The following is a 20,177-nucleotide window of genomic DNA, read 5'->3' as shown; positions in this document are numbered from 1 at the left end:
GAAGGGGGACCCGCGCGTGCGACCGACTCTCGCCGCCGACCAGGTACGCGCCAGCCTGAGCCAGTACCTGGCGACGACGTACGCGCTGGCGGACGAGTCGACGCGGCGGGCGCTGGAGCTGTTCCTCGGGGACCCCGGCGACGGGATCTTCCGCGGGCCGTATCTGCGGATCCGTACGCCCTTCAGGACCGCCGTCGGTGACGGCTGGCAGAAGCATCTCGAGTGGTGGCCCAAGGAGTTCAAGCCCCACCGGCACCAGGCGCTCGCCTGGGAGCGGCTGTCCACGCTGAACGGGCCCGCCGAGCCGACGCTCGTCACCACAGGGACCGGCTCCGGCAAGACCGAGTCGTTCCTCGTGCCGCTGCTCGACCACTGCCGGCGGGAGCGCGCGGCCGGGCGGGACGGGGTGAAGGCCGTCCTGCTGTACCCGATGAACGCGCTGGCCACCGACCAGGCCCAGCGCATCAACGACCACCTGGACAACCCGAAGGACAGCCGCCTCGAGGGTGTACGGGCCGGTCTCTACATCGGGGACACGCCCTCGCGGGAGTTCAAGGACTCCGTGCGCAAGGTCGCCGTGGACCGCGACGAGATCCGGGCCACCCGGCCGGACATCCTGATCACCAACTACAAGATGCTCGACCTGCTGCTGCAACGGCCCGAGGACCAGAAGCTGTGGCAGGGCTCCTCGCTCGCGTACATCGTGCTGGACGAGTTCCACACGTACGACGGAGCCCAGGGCACGGACGTGGCGATGCTGCTGCGCAGGCTCGGCGCGGTGACCGGCCTTGCGGAGGACGGGCGGCCGCTCGGGCCGGTGTGCCCGGTGGCGACCTCGGCGACCCTGGGGGAGTCGGGGGGCGCGACCTCCACCATGCTGGAGGTCGCCGAGCAGGTCTTCGGGGTGCCCTTCCCGGCCGAGGCCGTGGTGGGGGAGTCGCGGCGGAGCGTGGACGAGTTCGTGGGGGAGAGCGACTTCTCGCTTCCCTTCCCTTCGCCGCACGAGGTGGCCGAACTCGGCGATCCCACGCGGGACTCGGCGGCCATGGAGCGTCTTGTGGCGGCGTTCACGGGGCAATCGGGGCTGTCCCGGGCCGAGTTGGGGGCGAAGCTTCGGCGGCACCGGCTGACCGCCGCCGTTCTGGAGATCCTCGACGGCAGGCCCCGTACCCTGCCCGAGGTCATGGAGGTGCTGCCCCGGTACGCCTACCACTGGGGCATGGCCGTCCAGCAGAAGCCGGAGGTCGCCGCCCAGGCGCTCGCCCGCTATGTGGCGCTGCTGTCGACGGCCCGCGACCCGGACGATCCGAAGCGGCCGCTGCTGTCCATCGAGATGCACCACTGGGTGCGGTCCGTGTCCCGGGTGCTGCGGGGGATCACGCCCGCGCGGGCCGAGTTCCGCTGGGACGACGAGCGGGTCGCCTCCGGCGGACGCCTGGTGAGCAAGGGCCCGGACGACGCGGCGGACGAGGCGGACACACCGGACGCGGCGCCCGCTCCCGCCGACGACAGCGCGCCCCGGCCTGCCGAGGTGTTCCTGCCCGCGATCTTCTGCCGCGAGTGCGGGCGCTCCGGCTGGGCGGCACTCTCCCCGGAGACGGACGCGGCCGAGCTCGACCTGAACGCCACCAAGATCCGCCGCGCGTCCGTCGGACGGGACAAGAGACGCGTACGGAACATGATCGCGACCACCGCGGCACGCGCCCACGAGATCGCGTTCGCGCGGGAGAAGCCGCGCAGCGGGCCCACGGTCATGGTGCTGGACGGCGGCAGCGGGCGACTGCGCCCCGTGTCGCCCGAGACGGACTTCGAGCCCGCCCACGACGGCATGGGCCCACGGATCGCGAAGGCGCTGCACAACGCGGCGTTTGTGGAGGTCGACCTCGCGGGTGAGCGCGCGGCCGAGAGGGACCAGTGCCCGGCCTGCCGCACCTTCAACTCCATCCGCTACCTCGGTACGGGTCTCGCGGCACTCGCCGCGGCCTCCATCACCCAGCTGTTCACGGGCGGCGAACTCGACGAGAACCTGAAGGAGAACAAGACCCTCCTCTTCAACGACTCCGTCCAGGACGCCGCGCACCGCGCCGGATACGTCGCCAGCCGCTCGTACACCTTCTCCTTCCGCTCCCTGCTCGCCAGCCGTCTCGAGGAGGACTCGTTCGTCGCGCTGAGCGACCTGGCGGCGGACATCATCGGGGAGGTCGTCGACAGCCGGAAGGTGCGGGTCGCGGTCGTACCGCCGGACCTGCACGTGTTCCGGGGGGTCGACACACTGCTGTCCGGACGCAGCCACGGCTCGAAGGCGACATGGGAACTCATCGCCGAGCGGCTGGCGTTCGCCGCGATCATGGAGTTCGGGCTGCGGTCCCGGCAGGGGCGCACCCTGGAACTCACCCGGACCGTGGCCGCCGACGTGCCGCTGGCCGACCCGGACGGCGTGGCCGAGCTGGTGCGCGAGCTGCTGCACCGCACCCCCGGAGACATCGCGCTGGACGACGGGTCGGTGCCGGGTCCTGAGCGGTTCGTGGGGTACGTACGAGGGCTGCTGGAGCGGCTGCGGACGCGGGGCGCGATCCGGCACAGGTGGCTGGACGACTGGATCGACCAGGCGGGCGTGCGCCGCTGGCAGATCTGGGGCGGGCGCGAGGAGGGCATGCCCGCCTTCCCGCCGGGCGTCTCCGCGCCCGCCTTCCTGCTGGGCGGCCCGAAGAAGGGCAGCGACGACTTCGACGTGCTGACCGGACGGCTCGGCTGGTACCAGGACTGGACCGTCCGCGCCCTCGGCCTGCGCAACCGGGACGCGGCCACCGACTTCCTGGTCCGGCTGCTGCCCGCCCTCGCCGACGCGGACGTACTGTCCGCGCGCACCGCGGGCGACGGGGCGACCCGGGTGTACGGGCTCCAGCCCGGCCATGTGCACGTACGCAAGCTCGCCGACGAGGACGTCGCCGATGCGGGGGTGCGCTGCCCCGACTGCTTCTGGCAGCAGACCGTCCACCCCGAACTCGTCGGCCGGTGGCACGGACAGCCGTGCCCGCGCTACCGGTGCCGAGGACACCTCCAGGCCGGCCAGCACGGCGAAGGGACCGTCCGCCAGCGGGACTTCACCGACGACTTCTACCGGCGCATGTACCGCGACGCCGGAGTCTTCACCATCAACACCGCCGAGCACACGGGCACCCTTGACCGCCGCAAGCGAGAAGCCGTGGAGAAGGCGTTCCGTGACGGCACCGACGTCCACTACGCCAACCCCCAGGTGCTGTCCTGCACACCGACCCTCGAACTCGGCATCGACATCGGCGACCTGTCGACCGTGGTGCTCGCCTCGCTGCCCAAGGGCCCGGCCAACTACGTCCAACGGGTCGGCCGGGCCGGGCGCTCCACCGGCAACGCCTACCTGCTGACGATGGTCGACCGGGGGCCGCGCGACCGCTACTACCTGGAAGACCCGCGCCAGATGATCGCCGGGGACATCCAGCCGCCGGGCTGCCACCTGTCGGCGGTGGAGATCCTCCGTCGTCAGTACCTGGCCCACCTCCTCGACGTGGTCGCCGCCGGGAAGCTGCTGTCGGCGGACAGCGACCGGGTGCCGCTGCGTCCGCTGCCGCGCCGGGCCACCGAACTGTTCGACACCTCCGGCTGGCTGACGGAGTTTCAGGAAGCCGCCATGGCCGACGGGCGACGGCTCGCGGACGTGTTCCTCCGCCTCTTCCCCTCGTACGACGAAGAACGCGGCACCGGCGTGAGCCCTCAAGCCGCCGACGCCGTACGGGAGTTCGCGACCGAAGGGCTGAAGAAGGCCCTCGACAAGGCGCGCGAACAGTGGGCCGAGCGGCGAGGGGAACTCCAGCGCCGTATCAAGGCCATCGACGCGGCGACCGACCTGCTCGTCGCCGGTGACCCCGAGCACGAGCGGCAGGGACGCGAACTGCGCGCCGAGCGACGGGCCGTCAGCCGGCGGGCCCGCGACATCAGCTCGAGCACCGCGCACGGAGCACTCGTCGACCTGGGCCTGCTGCCCAACTACAGCCTCGTCGACTCCACCACCGAGCTGGAGGCCACCCTCACCTGGACCGAGGAGGCTCCGGACGGCCCGGCCGGACGCAAGGTGTACCGCAGCAAGGTGCTCCGCTACGACCGCACCGCACGGTTCGCGCTGGAGGACTTCGCACCCGGCAACCACTACTACATCCAGGGCTACAAGCACCGGATCACCGGCCTCGACATCGGCAGCAGCAAGCGTCCGGCCTGGATCTGGTGGCGGATCTGCCCCGACTGCGGTCACGTGCGCACCCACCGGGCCCAGCAGGACTCCTCGGCGTGCCCGCGCTGCCACTCCGCCGCCATCGGGGACGTGGGATGCCTGCACAAGGTCCTCGTGCCGCACCGGGTCCACTCCCGGGACCAGCGCGACGACGCACGCGTACGGGACGACACCGACGAGCGCGAACGACGCCACTACACCGTCGTACCGGCCGTGGACATCCCGCACGACAGCCTCGCCGAGGCCTGGCGGCACGGCAGCGCCACCTTCGGCTGGGAGTTCACCCGGCAGGCCGTGATCCGGCACATCAACGTCGGCGCCTCGCGCGTGGACACCGTCGCCGACGACGCCTTCGCCGGGCGCAGGGTGCGGCTCAACCCTTTCTGGGTGTGCGACTCCTGCGGCTACGCCGACCCGGACGGCGGACCCGTCTCCGACGACGCCCTGCTGCCGGCCAAGGCCACGAAATACCACCGGCCCTGGTGCCCCAAGCTGCGCGAGGGCGTGCCCGACACGCGTGCCCGGCAGACCGGGGTCCGGCTGCTGCTCGCCCACGAACTGCGCACCGAGGCGCTGCGCATCCTCATCCCCGCCGTCACCGCGCACACCCAGGAACGGCTCGTCTCCTTCAAGGCCGCGCTGCTCGCCGGGATCGCCCGCAGCTACGGCGGCGACCCCGACCACCTGGCCGTGGTCACCGACTCCATGCCCGACCCGGGCAGCGGCGACCCCGACGTACGCCGCCACTACCTGGTCCTCTACGACACCCTCCCCGGAGGCACCGGCTATCTGCACCAGCTCGCCGGGCCCGAAGGGCTGCGCGATGTGCTGGCCCGCGCACGGCAGCTCATCGAGACGTGCGCCTGCGTGGAGGAGGGACGGCCCGCCTGCCACCGCTGCCTGCTGCGCCACGTCGCCGACAGCGAGTACGAGCAGGTCTCGCGGGAGCAGGCCCTCGACATGCTCGGCGAACTCTTCGGCAGCCAGGGCGAGGGCTGGTCGGCGAAGCCCGTGGCCACCACCGGGGACATCACCCTCGTCCACCAGGTGGAGAGCGAGCTGGAGGCGCTGTTCAGGCGCGGGCTGCTGGAGTGGGCGGGCCGTGACGACGTCGACGAGGCGAGCGTACGGACCGCGCTGACACCGGACGGCGAGCGGAGCACGGAGCTGCGGCTGACCGCGCCGGACGGGTCCGTAACCCGCTGGCAGATGGAGACGCAGACCTCGCTTGGCTTCACCCGGCCCGACGTGGTGTTCACGCGCCTGGACGCCGAACAGCCGCGGGTCGCCGTCTACCTGGACGGCTACCGCTACCACGCGAGCCCCGAGCACAACAACATCGCCGTCGACGCGGCCAAGCGCACCCGGCTGCGGGCCGAGGGCTGGCAGGTGTTCCAGCTGACCTGGGACGACGTCGAGGCCTGGACCGGCAAGCGCAAACCGCCCGCCGACCCGGTGTGGATGCCGTACCAGAACACCGCGCAGAAGACGGCGCTCGACATCCACCGGCGGCTGCACAGCGGGGATACGAGGGATCTGCCGCGCTTCGTGTGGGCGAACCCGGTGGACACGCTGATCGGGTATCTCACCCGTCCCGAACCGGAGTTGTGGCGCCGCCGCACCCAGAGCGCACTGTCCGGCTTCGCCGCCGTGGCCGCCACCAGCCGGGCCCTCGCCGACGGCCCGGCCATCGCCGAGCGCATCACCGAGGGCCTGCGCGGGCAACCGCTGGCCGGGGGCAAGGGCGCCGTGCAGGTCATGGCGACCAGGGACAGCAGCGGTTGTCCGCTGACGATCGCCCTGGATCTGCGCCGGGGGCAGGCGGGTGCCGTGTGGTCGGCGGTGACCGTGCTGGACGACAGCCCGGAGGCGGTCGCGGACGAGAGCGCGCACCGGCGGCGGTGGCAGGCGTGGCTGTACTGGACGAACCTGCTGCAGTTCCTCAACGAGGGGGAGGGGGACGGGGCGCAGCTCGCGGGGAGCGGGCTTGACGGGTTTGATGCGGGGGAGTTGGCGGTCACCGGGGGTGCGGGGTGGCTGACCTCGCAGCGCCGGAGGGTGGCAGTGGCGGAGCCGGAGGCCGTCGTCGCAGAGGGCGCCGTGGCCGGGGTCGTACGGGATCCGGGCTGGGACGAGGTCATCGAGTATCTGCTGGACGAGCCGGGGCTGAAGGAGCTGTGCGTGGCGTTGGCGGAGCGGGGGGTGGCTGCTCCGGTGGCCGGTTATGAGCTCGGGGCCCAGCTGTGGCCCGCTGAACTCGCCTGGCCGGGCAGGCGACTTGCGGTCGTGCTCGCCCATCGGCGGGGGGAGGACGGTACGCCGGACCACGACGCCGAGGAGCGGGACAAGGCGTATGCGGCGGCGGGGTGGCGGGCCCGTACCGCGGTGGAGTGGGACGCCGGGGAACTGGCCGGGCTGCTCCTTTCCGGAGCGGGCGGAGCTGCCGAAACGCCCGCGGCTGCGGGAACAGCCGGAACTGCGGGAACTGACGGGGACGAGAACTCCGAGAACGGGGGACACGCCGGATGACCGGGGGCGCAACGCTGCGGCTGCTCGACAAGGCGGACAAGGAGATCGCCGCACTGGACCGTACGACCGTCGAGGCGGTGTACCGGTTCCAGCGCGACTTCCGGAAGAATCCGGGGGCGGGGGTGTTCCACCGCCGGCAGCTGAGGGACGACGGCCGCCTCTGGTCCGCCCGCGTCGACCAGGACCACCGCGCGCTCCTGCTCCGTCTCGCCGACGACGACTGGCTGCTCGTCTCGGTCCAGCACCGCGACCGTGTGAAGCAGCACGCGGACCGGCTCGCGTACGGCATCAACCAGGTCACCGGCGCCATCGAGTACGTCGACCTCCAGGCCGTGGAGGAGGACGTACGGGATGCTCCTGAGCCCCAACTGCCCGTCGAAGAACCGCTGTTCGCACGGTACGGCGCCGAGCGGCTCGCCGAGCTGGGGGTCGCCGAGCCGCTCATCCCGATCGTCCTCAAGCTCACCTCGGACGACGAGGTCAGGGCGCTCGCGAAGTACGCGCCCCGGCATACGGGCGAAGTGCTGCTGCGGCTGCGCGACGGCTACTCGTACGAGGACGTCAAGGAGCAGGTCACCGCGCCGGTCGCGGTCAAGAAGGAAGACGAGTTCGATGCCGACGACTGGCAGTCGGCCGCGGGGCGCTCCCAGGCCGTCGTGATCACCGACGACGAGTCGCTCCAGAGCGTCATCGAGGAGCGCGACTTCGGCCGCTGGAAGGTCTTCCTGCACCCCACCCAGGAGAAGCTGGTCCGCCGCGAGTACTCCGGTCCGGCCCGGGTGAGCGGCGGCCCCGGCACCGGCAAGACCATCGTGGCGCTCCACCGCGTCAAGCACCTCGTCGACCGGCTCGGGCCCGGCCACACCAAGCCGGTCCTCCTCACCACCTTCAACAAGAACCTCGCCGCCGACCTGCGGGCCCGGCTGCTCTCCCTCGGCGGCCCCGAGACCGTGGCCCGCGTCGACATCGTCCACGTCGACCAGCTCGCCACCCGCGTGGTCCGCGAAGCCGACCCGGGCAACGCGAAACGGCGCATCGAGGACTCCCAAGCGCTCAGGGAATGGCGGCAGTTGCTGGTGGAGTCGGGGGAGAACCGCTGGGACGCGGAGTTCCTCAGCGACGAGTGGAACCAGGTGATCCTCGGGCAGGCCGTCCGCTCCCGCTCCGACTACTTCGGGGTGCGCAGAGCCGGCCGCGGCCGCACGCTGAGCCGAGCGGAGCGGGCACAGGTCTGGCAGCTCGCCGAACGCTTCACCCAGCGCCTGGAACTCAAGGGCCTGGAAACCCACCGCCAGGTCGCCGAGCGGGCCGCCCGCCTCGAGATCGACCGCAAGGTCAAGATCGACCGCAGGCAGCGGCAGACCGACGACCGCGGAGGGCTGGCGAACGTGCACGTCGAGTCCGGCTCCGGGGCCTTCCTGCGCTACCGCTACCGGCACGTCGTCGTCGACGAGGCCCAGGACCTGAGCGCCGCCCACTGGAAGATGCTGCGCGCGATGGTCCCGGCCGGGCCGAACGACATCTTCCTCGTCGGCGACACCCACCAGCGCATCTACGACAACCAGGTCACCCTCGGCAGCCTCGGCATCAACATCCGCGGCCGCTCCTCCCGGCTCACCCTCAGCTACCGCACGACCTGGGAGATCCTCCGCGACGCGGCGAGGGTCATGGACGAGGCGGACGAGACCGCCTACGACGACCTCGACGGCGGAAGCGACAGCCTCAAGGGCTACCGCTCGGTGCTCCACGGCCGCCGTCCCGCACTGCACCGCGCCGACAGCTGGGACGAGACCCTCGACGCCATCGCCGACCAGGTCAAGGCCTGGCACGACATCCCCCGCGAGTCCGTCGCCGTATGCGTCCCCACCAACGACATGGCCTCGGACGTGGAGCAGCGGCTCGCCCGGCACGGCATCACCTCCACCGTGATGACCCGCGACGGACTCCCGCGCAACGAGGGCGTGCACATCGGAACGATGTACCGCTTCAAGGGCCTCGAGTACCAGCGCATGATCATCGCCGGCGTCTCGGAAGGCCTGGTCCCACGCTCCGCCGTCGACACCTGGCAACGCACGGACCCACTCCGCCACCGCCGCGAGCTGCAACGGGCCCGCTCGCTGCTGTTCGTCGCGGCGACCAGGGCCCGCGATGCCCTGGCGATCTTCTGGCACGGGGAGCCGAGCCGGTTCCTGGCGCCTTTGGGGGCGTCCAACAGGGCCTGAGGTCACGGGAGTTCGGCAGAACTCCATCGGCCTGTGCGCCGTCAGATAGACGAAGACGTGGCCGACGCTCAACGGCGACTGCCGCGGAAGAAGCATCGTCCTCGTACGCGTAAGCACCCAGGGCCGGAATGACCTCAGGACAGCGCGCGGCGTGGGGTCGGTGCGTGGACATCGGACAGTGGCCGAGCGGGTGGTGTCTCCAGGGGGCTGTGTCCCACGGCCTGAGCACCTCGCCCCGGCGTGTTCACGCCTCGCTCGTTTGAGCGCCTCGAGGGCGTATTCGCCTTGGGTGTTCACGCTTTGCGCGCCGGGGGTCATGGCCTGGGCCCGCGATGCGCACGGTTCGAGCCCGGTCGTGGCTCACCAGTCCCGGGTGGTGATCAGTTCCTCTATGTCCGCGTCCTTGAACCCGTAGGCCGACGCCACGAACCCGAAGTCCTCGGCGATTTCCTCCCGCGCTACCGTCTCGATCTCGCTGCCAGCTGCCTCGAACTCCGCCTCCAGCAGGTTGAACTCCTCCGTCGCGGCGTGGGTGAGCACATACAGGGCCGTCAGATCCGACGGCTGCTCGGCCTCGATCCGCTCGCACAGTCGCAGCAGGATCGCCCTGCCCTTGTCGAGGACGTGATCGGGGAAGTACGTGTCCGCGTACAGCTGCTTCAGGAACGCACGTTCCGCTACCTGCTCGTTTGTGATCGGCATAGCGCCCCATCCCTCTGGAAGAACTGACACTGCCGATCATGTACCAGACCACTGACAACGCCTCGCCTGAGTTCGACCGGTTAGTTCGCCGTCACTGCGGTGGCGAAGGAACCTCGTCGAATACCCCTTCGTATAGGCCCAGTTGTTACTGCTACCGTCTCCGACGTGGCGAAACTCAATCAGATCATCGCAGTCGAGAAGGGCGTCAAGGCCAAGTCCCATCAGGACCTGACGTCCGCTCACCACGGGCTGCAGAAGCCCGCGTTGCTGGCCGGCATCTCGCGTACGTATCAGCCGAAGGACGAGGAGGGTGAGCAGTTGCCGCCCGAGTCGACTCGGGTGCAGGTGAAGGCCGAGGACGTGTTGCGGGACACCGCGGCGGTCCTTACGCGGCTGTTCGATGTGACCGCCACCAAGGACTGGGCCAACACCTCGGCCAGGGCGGACATCACCGTCGACGGGCGGGTGCTCGTCGCCGATGTGCCGGTGTCCTATCTGCTGTTTCTGGAGAAGCAGCTCACAGATCTCAACGCCTTCGTGCGGAAGTTGCCGGTGCTCGACGCCTCCGAGTCGTGGGTGCAGGACCCGTCCACCGACGCCTGGAAGACCGAGCCGGTCCGGACGCTTCGTACGAAGAAGGTGCCTCGGAACCATGTGAAGGCCGAAGCCACCGAGAAGCATCCGGCGCAGGTCGAGGTGTACTACGAGGACATACCTGTCGGGTACTGGACGACCGTCAAGTTCTCGGGTGCCCTCCCCGCCCGGCGTGTGAACGAACTGCTCGACCGGGTCGAGAAGTTGCAGCAGGCCGTCAAGTTCGCGCGGGAAGAGGCGAACGGCGTCGACGTCGTCGACCAGCGGGTCGGTGACGCCGTGTTCGGCTACCTGTTCGGGTAGCCTCAGAGACTCCCCGGCCATCAGCCACCGGCCGGGGTGCGCGAGGAGCGCAAAGCTGAAGCTGAGCCTTGTCGTGACTGCGCGGTCCCGGATCGGGAACCGCGATCAATCTCAGACTATTGCTCCAGACTCAGCATTCGCCGCCGATCGCCGGATCAACCGGGCCCAGGCCCCGGACGTCGAAATGCCGGTTCAAGTCCGGCCCGCACAGCTCGATGTGCGGTGGTCCAAAGGCAGGACGCGGCGACTTCACCCTGACCTGGGTCCTCAAGCGCGCCGGCGTGCGACATGGGCGGCATCACAGGGCTCGGGGGCCGGCTACGCCCCCGGGTCCGCTCCTTTTTACGGACGTCTCAAGTGGGTACGCCGTCCGCAATCCGGAGGCCCGCCCCAAGACCCGTAGACCCGCATTGCGTTCATCCGCATTGCGTTCATAAAGAACGCGACCTCCCCGCCGTCCTTCACCTCGCTGAAATGCGAGAGTTGCATTTGCTCCAGGTTCGCGGCCTACCGTGGGCACCACACCACCGCCCGGCCGACGTCGCCCGAAGGCACACCCCCGCCCTCGTACTGACAGGAGCCCCGTGTCCCGCCCCGCCCTTGCTCTGCCTCCCTGGCTCACCCATGCGCTGCGCGCCCAGCGGGGACCCGTGCCGTGGAGCGCGGTCGTACGGGGAGCGCTGGCCGCCGGTCCTTTGCTGCTCGTGACCGTCCTCGTCGACCGTCCCTCCATCGGAGTCGTGGCCGCCCTCGGCGCCATGCTCGCCGGGATCAACGACCGGCCCGGGAGCCGGAGGTCGTCGATCAGGCGGCTCGGGGTGCCGGCGCTCGCCGGGGCCGCGGGACTGTACCTGGGGACGTACCTCGGGGAGCAGGCCGGAGCGGTGCTGCTGACCCTGGGGCTGACCGGGCTCGGTCTGGTGGGCGGGGCCGTCAGCGCTGTGGGGCCGGTGGCTTCAGGAGCCGGGACGCAGTTGCTGGTCGCGGCCGCTGTGGGGGCCGGGATGCCGTTGCCCGAAGCGGGGTGGCAGCGTGCGTTGTTCTTCCTCGGTGGTGCGCTCTGGCTCATTGTGCTGCGGCTTGTGCTGCCGACGCCCGGGGCCCTGGTCAGTGACTTCCGCTTCGACGGGGAACGGAAAGCCGTCGCTTCCGTATACGACGCCGTCGCCGCGTTGCTCGCCGCCGTGGGCGGTGAGGAGGCCATGGCCCGGCGCGCCGCGCTGACCGCCGCGCTCGATCACGCGCAGGACGCGCTCGGGGGGCCGCGGCTGCGGCGGTACGCCAGTTCCGCGGCCGAGCGGCGGCTGCGGGCGCAGTACGCCGCCGCGCTGCCCCTCGCCGAGGCCGCGACCGCGCTCGCCTGGGCCGGAGACGCATTGCCCGCGCGCGCGGCGGAGGGGCCGCGACGGCTCGCTGTCGCCGTACGGACGGGGGAGGCCTGTGGGCCGCTGCCCGCGCCCGCCCGTTCCGTACCGGGGCTGCGGGCCCTCGACGACGCGCTGCTGCACGCGGCCGAGGCCTTCGACCGGGGCGGGGGGAAGAGCGCCCCCAAGGGTTCCAGCGGGCCCATCGACCTCGGTGCCCAGCAGACCGCGCGCCATGGTCTGCATATACGTCCCCTCCGCGCCAGGGCCCTCCTGCGCACGGTCACCGGCGCCGGAGGCCGCGAGTACGGGCTCCGGGTGGCGCTGAGCTTCGGCGCGAGTGCCGCCGTCGCGCAGGCGCTGCACCATGTGCACTGGTACTGGCTTCCGGCCACCGCCGTCTTCCTCGTCAAACCCGACCTCGGTCCGCTCGTCTCGCGCGTACTGAACCGGGCGGCGGGCACCGTCTTCGGTGCCGTCCTCTTCGCGGGGCTCGCGGCCCTGCTGCCCCAGCCGGGAGGGCTTGTGGCGGTCGTGGCGATCAGCGGTGCCCTGATCCCCATCGCCACCCGGCACTTCGCCGCCCAGACCGCCGTCGTCACCGTCCTGGTGCTCTCGCTCGTCATGGTCGGCGGCGAACCGCAGGCCTCCTGGAGCCGGATCGGCGAGACCCTGCTGGCCTGCGCGATCGTGCTGCTCGTCGGGCACCTGCCGGCGCCGGGGCAGCGCGGCGGGAACGTACGGGCCCGGCTGGGGCAGGCGGCCGACGCGGCGCACGCGTACCTGGCGCATGTGCTGAGCGGGGCCGACGACCGGGCGGCGCGCTGGGCCCTGCGCCGCGAGGCCTATCGGACGCTGGCCGATGCCCGCGCCGCGATCGACCGCGCCTCCGCCGAACTCCCCACCCTGGCACGGCACACGGAAGGCACCGACGAGGTGGCGGCCACACTCGAACGCCTCGTGGACACGACCACCGCATGCGCCGTCCACCTCGACGACACGGGACAGCTCACTCCCCAGCACACCGAACGCCTCGCCACCCTGCTCGACGAACTCGTCGAGCAGCGGGAGCGGGCGGGGCTCACCTCGGAGGACGGCCGGTCGGGGAACCCGCTGAACCTGAGCGCCTGATGAACTTGCGTGCCTGATCCGAGGAAGCCGCCCTCACACCCGTAGCTTCACACCCGTATTCGTGCCCACACCGGAGCATGATCCGACCCCGCCTCGTCCCGGCGCACACTCGGATCGTCGCCCACCGACGGCAGCGTGGCGACCTCCTGGGCCGGAGCCCCGGTCCCCGCACCGGTCACATGGTCGAGGAGGAGGCGGCTGACCAGTATGTGGTCGATCAGCTCAGGGCGGCCGGCGTGCACTCGGGAGAATCGTTGCTTCTCGTCCATGAGAGGGGCGATGTTCCAGAGGCGGGACGCGTCGCCCTTGTCGGGGCGTTCGAAGCCGGGGGTCTTGATCTCGGAACCCGGCGGGCCCTGGAGGATCTGGGTCGTGGCGGCGGCGACCTCGTCATTGAGGTCGCCGAGGACGGCCACGTTCCGCTCCCTGCCCTTGCCGTCGAGGAACTGGTCGGCGAGCGCACGCAGTGTCGTGGCCTCGGCGGCCCGCCGGTAGAGGGCGTACGCGCCATAGCGCGCCCGCTCGCCCTCGTCCCGCGGCTGGAACCGTCCGCCCGGATATGTCAGCAGCTTCGACTTCAGGTGGCACACCGCCACCGTCAGGGTCATCGCCCCCATGGCGATCTCCACCGCCAGCAGACCGCGGCCCGTACGGTCCACCGGCTCACCGTCGTCGTCACCCTGCACGGGCCGCAGGGGTGCGGGGAAGGCGTTCGTGTCGGCCCGTACCCGCAGTGCGGGGCGGCTGAGGAAGCCGACCCTGATGCCGCGGCCGTCCGGATGCTCCGAGAGCGCGATGTGCCAGTCGCCGTCCAGCATGTCGGCCAGATCCCGCAGCGCCGCCGGGTCGCCGACCTCCTGCACACCGAGCAGTGTGGGGTCGAGATCCGTGATCATCGAGGCCAGGGCGGTGAGCTTCGCCTTGTACGCGGCCTCGTTCCTCGGTCCGAACCGGCCGCCGGGCCGATACAGGTTCTCCAGATTCCAGGTGCCGAGAAGCATGCCGGGCTCCTTCCGGGGAGCACTGCCGGTCGAAGGTCTCGTGGGACGGTGACGTGGATCGGTGACGCCAGAGTGCGCGCCGAACCCTTGCGGCGACAGGGCGAGGACCGGATGCACGGTTCACGTCACCCGGCCGTACGACCCCGTCGTACCGTGGCGTGATGACATCGCCCGACGCGAAGAACGCCGCCGATCTCATCATCACCGGATGCACCGCCCTCGTGCACGACGATCATGAACAGGTCGACTTCGTCGAGGACGCCACCATCGTCGTACGGGACGGGCTCATCGAGACCGTGACCACCGACGACCCGGATGACACCCCCGCTGACACCCCTGCGACCGAACGCATCGACGCGCACGGCCAGATCGCGATGCCCGGCCTGGTCAACTGCCATACGCACGCACCGATGGTCGCCCTGCGCGGTATCGCCGAGGACCTGCCCCTCGAGGAATGGTTCAACGACGTCATCTGGCCCATCGAGTCCAACCTCACCGACAAGGACGTGGAGTTGGGCGCACGGCTCGCCTGCGCCGAGATGATCCGGGGCGGTGTCACCTGCTTCGCGGACCACTACTTCTCCATGGACACGGTCGCCGCCGTGGTGGCCGACTGCGGGATGCGCGCCAACCTCGGAGAGGCCTACTTCTCCTCGCAGGGGGCCGAAGGGCGCGAGCGGTCACTGGACTTCGCGCTACGACAGCGGGGCGCAGCCGACGGCCGCATCACCACCTCGCTCGCCCCGCACGCCCCGTACACCGTCGACGACGCCGACCTCGCCGCCACCGCTCAACTCGCCCGCGAGCACGGCCTGTTGGTGCACATTCACGCCTCCGAGAACCGCGATCAGACCGACACCAGCCTGGCCCGGCACGGTCGCACACCGATCGAGATCCTTCAGGGCGCCGGGCTCCTCGACGTCGACCTGCTCATCGCCCATGGCACGGGCATCGTGGAGCGCGACCTGCCCGTCCTCGCCGGAGCCACGGGACGGGTCGCCGTGGCCGGCGCGCCCCGCGGTTATCTGAAGTTCGCCTGGCCGACCACCACTCCGGTACGCGCCCTGCGGGGACTCGGCATCCCCGTCGGGCTCGCCACGGACGGGGCCGCCTCGAACGGTTCCCTGGACGTGTGGGACGCCATGGCCCTCACCGCGCTGGTGCAGAAGTTCACGGAGCGTGACGCGCGCTGGCTGACCTCGCGGCAAGCCCTGCACCACGCGACGCTGCAGAGCGCGCGGGCGGTCGGACTCGGCGAGCAGATCGGCAGCCTCGCCCCGGGACGCAAGGCCGACATCATCCTCGTCGACCTGACCGGCCCGCACACCCAGCCCGTTCACGACCTCCCCGCCACCCTGGTCCACAGCGCTCGCTCCAGCGACGTACGCACGACGATCGTCGACGGCCGGGTCCTCATGCGCGACCGCGAGCTGTTGACGCTCGATGTGCCGGGGATCGTGGGTGAGCTGGGGGAACGGATGCCGTCGCTGCTCGACCGGAGCCATGGCAGGAAGATCCAGGAGTACGACGCCTGAGAGCGGTGGGCGTGGGGCGGGAGTGAAAGAGGCCCGATATCACTACGAGTACGAAGACTGACACGAAACGTCACGAAAGCTGAGAGATCACTCACACCGAGGCAGTAACCGAGTGTCAGCTACGTCTCAGTACGGTCACTCAGCGATCCGTTTCCCCCATGGTTGGCGTTTATTAACTCTAGGAGAACAGCGCTTCTACGGGAGCAGCGCTACATGGAGGTGCAAGGTGAACGGGCGAACAGTGCTTGGGCGCTTTCCGGCCGGTGGGCCGCGTGGTTCGTGGCCGGCGGAGGAGTTCGCGCAGGCTTGCCGCCTGGAAGGGCAGCAGGCCGAGGTCGTTATGGACCTGACTTCCGACGCCTTCCTGGTGGTCGTATCTGACACCTCCGGCGGCTGAGCGGGTATCACCGGCGGTGGGGCGGGGTGCCTACGGGGGTGGTGTGGTCGAAGGTGGTTCGCGCCGGACCAGGTCAGGCGCGAACCACCTTCGACCACACCGGCGCCGTCCCCGTGACCCGGCACAGCGCCAGATACAGCGGTATCGGCGGCGTGTACGGAAGAGTGCTGTCCGGCTTGTGGATCAGGTCCGGGAGAGGAAGCGTGGGTGGGCCCGGGACCACCGCCCCCGTCGCGTAGTGCGTGGGCGAGGGCCACTCCAGGGAGACGTCGGAGTCGGAGGGGATCAGCCACCACCACTGCGAATCGTCGGCGTACACACAGCCGACGCGAGGCAGCCGGGACATCAGGAGGGGGCCGAACCGCGCGGGCATCGCCACCGCGTCGCAGCCGAGCGGCGCGCGCATGCCCTCCGGGACGGTGAGACGTCGCAGCGCCTCGGCCCCGGAGGGGGTCCGCAGCGAATGCCGCAGACGAACCAGCGTGTCCAGGTGAAGTACCCGAGGCACCCCGGCCGACGTAGCCCTCGCACCCATTCAGCCAGCCCCGTCCGTTCTCGAGTTGTCGAAGTGATTCAGAACCACTCGTGCCCGGCGGAGAGCCCGTCCGCGCCGGTTCGCGAGGAGCCGGCTGGGGCCGGCCGGCTCCTCGCACTCCAGCCCAGGTCCGACCGCGGCTCGGCGCCGTTGTTCGCCGATCGCGGAAGGTCCGCCCAGACCAGCAGTCCGGGTCCGGAATCCTGGGCGCCCCAGGCACTGCACACCGCAGCGACGAGAAGCAGTCCCCTCCCGTGCTCCTCCTCGGGGCGCTGTGGCGAAGGGTGGGGTTCACCCGTCGCACACCCCTCATCGCGTACGGCTATTCGCACCCGGTCGTCGCCGTCGTGCAGTTCGCACACCACCTGGCGGCTCGCCGTGTGCACGACCGCGTTGGTGACCAGCTCGGAGACGACCAGCTCCGCCGTGTCGCAGATGTCCTCACAGACGGCCCACCCCGAAAGTCGGGCGCGCGTAAGGCGCCTGGCCTGCGCGGCGGAACCCGGATGCGCGGCCAGCTCGAAACGGAACCGGCGCTCGGCAGCCGCATCGGCGGCGCCGAGACCGAACCGGCTCCCGGCGGCATCGGCGGCGTCTGCTCTTAACGACGAAGGCGGAGTCACGCTTGCCACTATCTCCCCGCCGTGAACACTTGGCAAGAGTCACTCTGAAAATTGCAGAGTGCAGTGTTCCGTGTCGAGAGGACCATGGCACACTGCAACGCAACAGCACGTGACGCGGCGTCTGTTGGGTACTCGCCGGGTACCCACCGGGCGCCGCCCGGGCTGTTCAGGACTATGTGGAGGTGGACGTGAGTGAGCCACGGTCCGCGCCGACGGTCGGGCAGGTCGTCCTCGGACGGCGCCTGCTGGACCTGAGGGAGCGCGCGGGGCTCAAGCGCGAGGAGGCGGCGCGCATACTGCGCGTCACGGCCGCCACCGTCCGCCGCATGGAGATGGCCGAGGTCGCTCTCAAGATCCCGTATCTCCAGCTCCTGCTGAAGGCGTACGGCGTCTCCGAGGAGGAGTCCGACGCCTTCGTCGCCCTCGCCGAGGAGGCCAACCAACCCGGCTGGTGGCAGCGGTTCCACGACATCCTGCCGGGCTGGTTCTCGATGTACGTCAGCCTGGAGGGCGCGGCCGGCCTCATCCGCTCTTACGAACCCCACTTCGTGCCCGGACTGATGCAGACCGAGGAGTACGCCCGTGGCGTCATGGAATCCGGCGCCATCGGCCAGACGAGACCCGAGGACATAGAGCGTCATGTGGCGCTGCGCATGCAACGCCAGGAGCTGCTCACGCGTGAGGACGCGCCACGGTTCTGGGTCGTGATGGACGAGACGGCCCTGCGCCGGCCCGTCAGCGGCCCCGAGGTGATGCGCGCCCAGATCGACAAGCTCCTCGAGATCACGAAACTGCCGAACGTGACCCTGCAGATAGCCCCGTTCTCCTCGGGGCCGCACGCGGGCACGTACGGGCCCTTCGTGCTCTTCCGATTTGCCGTGCCCGAACTTCCGGACATGGTCTACAGCGAGTACCTGACCGGTGCCGTCTACCTGGACGCGCGTGCCGAGGTGGCCACCTATCTCGAGGTCATGGACCGCATGGCGGCGCAGGCCGCCACAGCACATCGCACGAACGAGATCCTCCTGGATCTCCGCAAGGAGCTGTGAATGACTCGCATCAAGGCCCGGGTTCACAACGGGCGGATCTACAACGGCATGCCCGCACGGGAGCTGGGCAGCGAAGGCTGGCACAAGCCCTGGAGCGGCGGCAACGGCGGCAACTGCCTGGAGGCGATGAAACTCGCCGACGGCCGTATCGCGGTCCGTCAGTCCGCGGATCCGGACGGACCCGCCCTCATCTACACCCCCGGAGAGATGACCGCGTTCATTCAGGGCGCCAAGGCGGGGGAGGCGGACTTCCTGCTGTCTTGAGGCTGTTGTGCGTTGCCCCTAATTTGTTGCTCTTTATGTCTCCTTTTGGCGCGTTTCCCTGCACTGATATCGAGTTGAACGCATCGGCTGTCTCACACCGTCATCGGCCGGTCGTACGGCCCTATCGGCGCCGGTAGCCGTGAACTCCCCGTCAGTTGGCGGTCGACCGCCGCTGCCACCGCCCGGCCCTCGGCGATGGCCCACACGATCAGGGACTGGCCGCGCGCGGCGTCCCCGGCGGCGTACACGCCGGGGACGTTGGTCGCGAAGTCGGCGTCGCGGGTGATCGTGCCGCGGGGGTCGAGGCCGAGGCCGAGCTGGTCGACGAGGCCGTCGGAGCGGTCGGGGCCCGAGAAGCCGAGGGCGAGCAGGACGAGGTCGGCAGGGAGCCGGCGTCCAGTGCCGGGGACGGGTCGGCGCTCGGCGTCGACCTCGACCAGGTGCAGCGCGCGTACGTGCCCGTTCGCATCGCCGGTGAAGCGGAGCGTGGACGCCGCGAAGAGCCGTGCGTCGGCGTCCGCCGAGGGCGCCGTCCGCAGCTCGCGGGCCTCCTCGTGCGCGGCCGACAGCCGGTAGATCTTCGGGTACGTCGGCCATGGCTCGGTGTCCTCGTCGCGTTCCGTGCCCGGCTGCGTATAGATGTCGAGCTGGGTCACGGACGCGGCCCCCTCGCGTATCGCCGTGCCCAGGCAGTCGGCGCCCGTGTCACCGCCGCCGACGATCACGACATGCTTGCCGGCCGCGGACAGTGGGGAGGCCTCCATGTCCCCCTCGCGCACTCGGTTGGCCAACGGCAGATACTCCATCGCCTGGTGTATGCCGTCCAGCTCCCGCCCCGGCACGGGAAGTTCACGCCAGGCCGTGGCACCCACGGCGAGCACGACGGCGTCGTAGCGGGCCCGTAGCCCGGCGGCATCGATGTCCCGGCCGACGGCCGTCGACGTACGGAACTTGGTTCCCTCCGCCCGCATCTGCTCGAGCCGCCGCTCCAGATGCCGCTTCTCCATCTTGAACTCGGGTATCCCGTACCGCATCAGCCCGCCGAGCCGATCGTCCCGCTCGTACACGGCGACGGTGTGCCCGGCCCGCGTCAACTGCTGTGCCGCGGCAAGGCCGGTGGGCCCCGAGCCGATCACCGCGACCGTACGCCCGGAGAGCCGGTCCGGCGGTCGCGGCGGCGCGAAGCCCTCCTCCCAGGCCCGGTCGGCGATGGCGACCTCGACGTTCTTGATGGTGACCGCGGGCTGGTTGATCGCCAGCACGCAGCCCGCCTCGCAGGGCGCGGGGCACAACCGCCCGGTGAACTCGGGGAAGTTGTTCGTGGCGTGCAGTCGGTCGCTCGCCGCGCGCCAGTCGTCGCGCGAGACCAGGTCGTTCCAGTCGGGGATCAGATTGCCCAGCGGACAGGCCTCGTGGCAGAAGGGAATGCCGCAGTCCATACAGCGGTCGGCCTGCGTGCGGATGATGGGCAGCAGCGCGCCGGGGACGTACACCTCGTCCCAGTCACGAACCCGCTCCTCGACGGGGCGGCGCGGCCAGTCCTCGCGGGAGGCGTTGAGGAAACCCTTGGGATCGGCCATGGCCGTCTTCCCTTACATACGCGAACGGGGCCCGTACGGCATCCGGCCTCCGGGCCGGGGCGGCGGGCCGGGGGCGGACGCGTA

12 protein-coding genes are annotated in these 20,177 nt (G+C 70.6%); 7 read left to right on the top strand and 5 right to left on the bottom strand.

Going from position 1 to position 20,177, the window contains the following annotated elements; genetic code table 11:
- Positions 1-16: 16 nt before the first annotated feature.
- Together OP79_RS01255 and OP79_RS01250 are read left to right on the top strand one after the other, a co-directional pair.
- Entirely contained in the window at positions 17-6,793 is a 6,777-nt protein-coding gene (locus OP79_RS01255; protein ID WP_051744295.1) for a DEAD/DEAH box helicase, read from the top strand.
- Positions 6,790-9,015, top strand: a complete 2,226-nt coding sequence (locus OP79_RS01250; protein WP_033317962.1) for a UvrD-helicase domain-containing protein — start codon at positions 6,790-6,792, stop codon at positions 9,013-9,015. The genes OP79_RS01255 and OP79_RS01250 overlap by 4 nt, the downstream gene beginning before the upstream one ends.
- 360 nt (positions 9,016-9,375) lie before the next feature.
- Here the strand turns inward: OP79_RS01250 and OP79_RS01245 are convergent, their stop codons facing one another.
- On the bottom strand, positions 9,376-9,717 hold the full coding sequence (locus tag OP79_RS01245; RefSeq protein ID WP_033317961.1) for a DUF5713 family protein: 342 nt from the start codon (positions 9,715-9,717) through the stop codon (positions 9,376-9,378).
- A 165-nt stretch (positions 9,718-9,882) separates the two neighbouring features.
- On the opposite strand from OP79_RS01245, the gene OP79_RS01240 reads away from it, so the two are divergent.
- Positions 9,883-10,614: a DUF7873 family protein gene (locus OP79_RS01240; protein WP_033317960.1), complete on the top strand. Its 732-nt coding sequence runs from the start codon at positions 9,883-9,885 to the stop codon at positions 10,612-10,614.
- Between the two features lie 584 nt (positions 10,615-11,198).
- Entirely contained in the window at positions 11,199-13,109 is a 1,911-nt protein-coding gene (locus tag OP79_RS01235) for an FUSC family protein (protein WP_033317959.1), read from the top strand.
- A 47-nt stretch (positions 13,110-13,156) separates the two neighbouring features.
- Here the strand turns inward: OP79_RS01235 and OP79_RS01230 are convergent, their stop codons facing one another.
- Positions 13,157-14,110, bottom strand: coding sequence for an endonuclease/exonuclease/phosphatase family protein (locus OP79_RS01230; RefSeq protein WP_033317958.1), 954 nt, complete (start codon positions 14,108-14,110; stop codon positions 13,157-13,159).
- A gap of 161 nt (positions 14,111-14,271) precedes the next feature.
- On the opposite strand from OP79_RS01230, the gene OP79_RS01225 reads away from it, so the two are divergent.
- Complete coding sequence (locus OP79_RS01225) at positions 14,272-15,645, top strand: amidohydrolase (RefSeq protein ID WP_033317957.1); 1,374 nt, start codon at positions 14,272-14,274, stop codon at positions 15,643-15,645.
- Positions 15,646-16,115: 470 nt separating this feature from the next.
- On the opposite strand, the gene OP79_RS01220 is transcribed toward OP79_RS01225, so the two are convergent.
- Positions 16,116-16,577, bottom strand: a complete 462-nt coding sequence (locus tag OP79_RS01220; protein ID WP_033317956.1) for a hypothetical protein — start codon at positions 16,575-16,577, stop codon at positions 16,116-16,118.
- A gap of 38 nt (positions 16,578-16,615) precedes the next feature.
- The gene (locus tag OP79_RS51240) at positions 16,616-17,209 is read right to left on the bottom strand and encodes an ATP-binding protein (protein ID WP_078491546.1); all 594 of its coding nucleotides are present in this window, start codon (positions 17,207-17,209) and stop codon (positions 16,616-16,618) included.
- A gap of 179 nt (positions 17,210-17,388) precedes the next feature.
- On the opposite strand from OP79_RS51240, the gene OP79_RS01210 reads away from it, so the two are divergent.
- The gene (locus OP79_RS01210; protein WP_033318128.1) at positions 17,389-18,249 is read left to right on the top strand and encodes a helix-turn-helix domain-containing protein; all 861 of its coding nucleotides are present in this window, start codon (positions 17,389-17,391) and stop codon (positions 18,247-18,249) included.
- Positions 18,250-18,513 carry a DUF397 domain-containing protein gene (locus OP79_RS01205; protein WP_033317954.1) on the top strand — a complete coding sequence of 88 codons (264 nt, stop codon included), beginning with the start codon at positions 18,250-18,252 and terminating at the stop codon, positions 18,511-18,513.
- Positions 18,514-18,605: 92 nt separating this feature from the next.
- On the opposite strand, the gene OP79_RS01200 is transcribed toward OP79_RS01205, so the two are convergent.
- Positions 18,606-20,093, bottom strand: a complete 1,488-nt coding sequence (locus tag OP79_RS01200; RefSeq protein ID WP_033317953.1) for a glutamate synthase subunit beta — start codon at positions 20,091-20,093, stop codon at positions 18,606-18,608.
- Between the last annotated feature and the right edge of the window lie 84 nt (positions 20,094-20,177).

Source organism: Streptomyces yerevanensis (assembly GCF_000716805.1).
Taxonomy (GTDB): domain Bacteria; phylum Actinomycetota; class Actinomycetes; order Streptomycetales; family Streptomycetaceae; genus Streptomyces; species Streptomyces flaveus.
The sequence above is the reverse complement of the archived record's forward strand: the minus strand, read 5'-3'. Positions and strand labels throughout refer to the sequence as shown.

What these genes read in the sequence shown, in the direction of transcription:
- OP79_RS01245 (WP_033317961.1), bottom strand. Translation starts at nt 9,717, where the DNA reads ATGCCGATCACAAACGAGCAGGTAGCGGAACGTGCGTTCCTGAAGCAG.
- OP79_RS01250 (WP_033317962.1), top strand. Translation starts at nt 6,790, where the DNA reads ATGACCGGGGGCGCAACGCTGCGGCTGCTCGACAAGGCGGACAAGGAG.
- OP79_RS01225 (WP_033317957.1), top strand. Translation starts at nt 14,272, where the DNA reads ATGACATCGCCCGACGCGAAGAACGCCGCCGATCTCATCATCACCGGA.
- OP79_RS01230 (WP_033317958.1), bottom strand. Translation starts at nt 14,110, where the DNA reads ATGCTTCTCGGCACCTGGAATCTGGAGAACCTGTATCGGCCCGGCGGC.
- OP79_RS01220 (WP_033317956.1), bottom strand. Translation starts at nt 16,577, where the DNA reads ATGGGTGCGAGGGCTACGTCGGCCGGGGTGCCTCGGGTACTTCACCTG.
- OP79_RS01200 (WP_033317953.1), bottom strand. Translation starts at nt 20,093, where the DNA reads ATGGCCGATCCCAAGGGTTTCCTCAACGCCTCCCGCGAGGACTGGCCG.
- OP79_RS01205 (WP_033317954.1), top strand. Translation starts at nt 18,250, where the DNA reads ATGACTCGCATCAAGGCCCGGGTTCACAACGGGCGGATCTACAACGGC.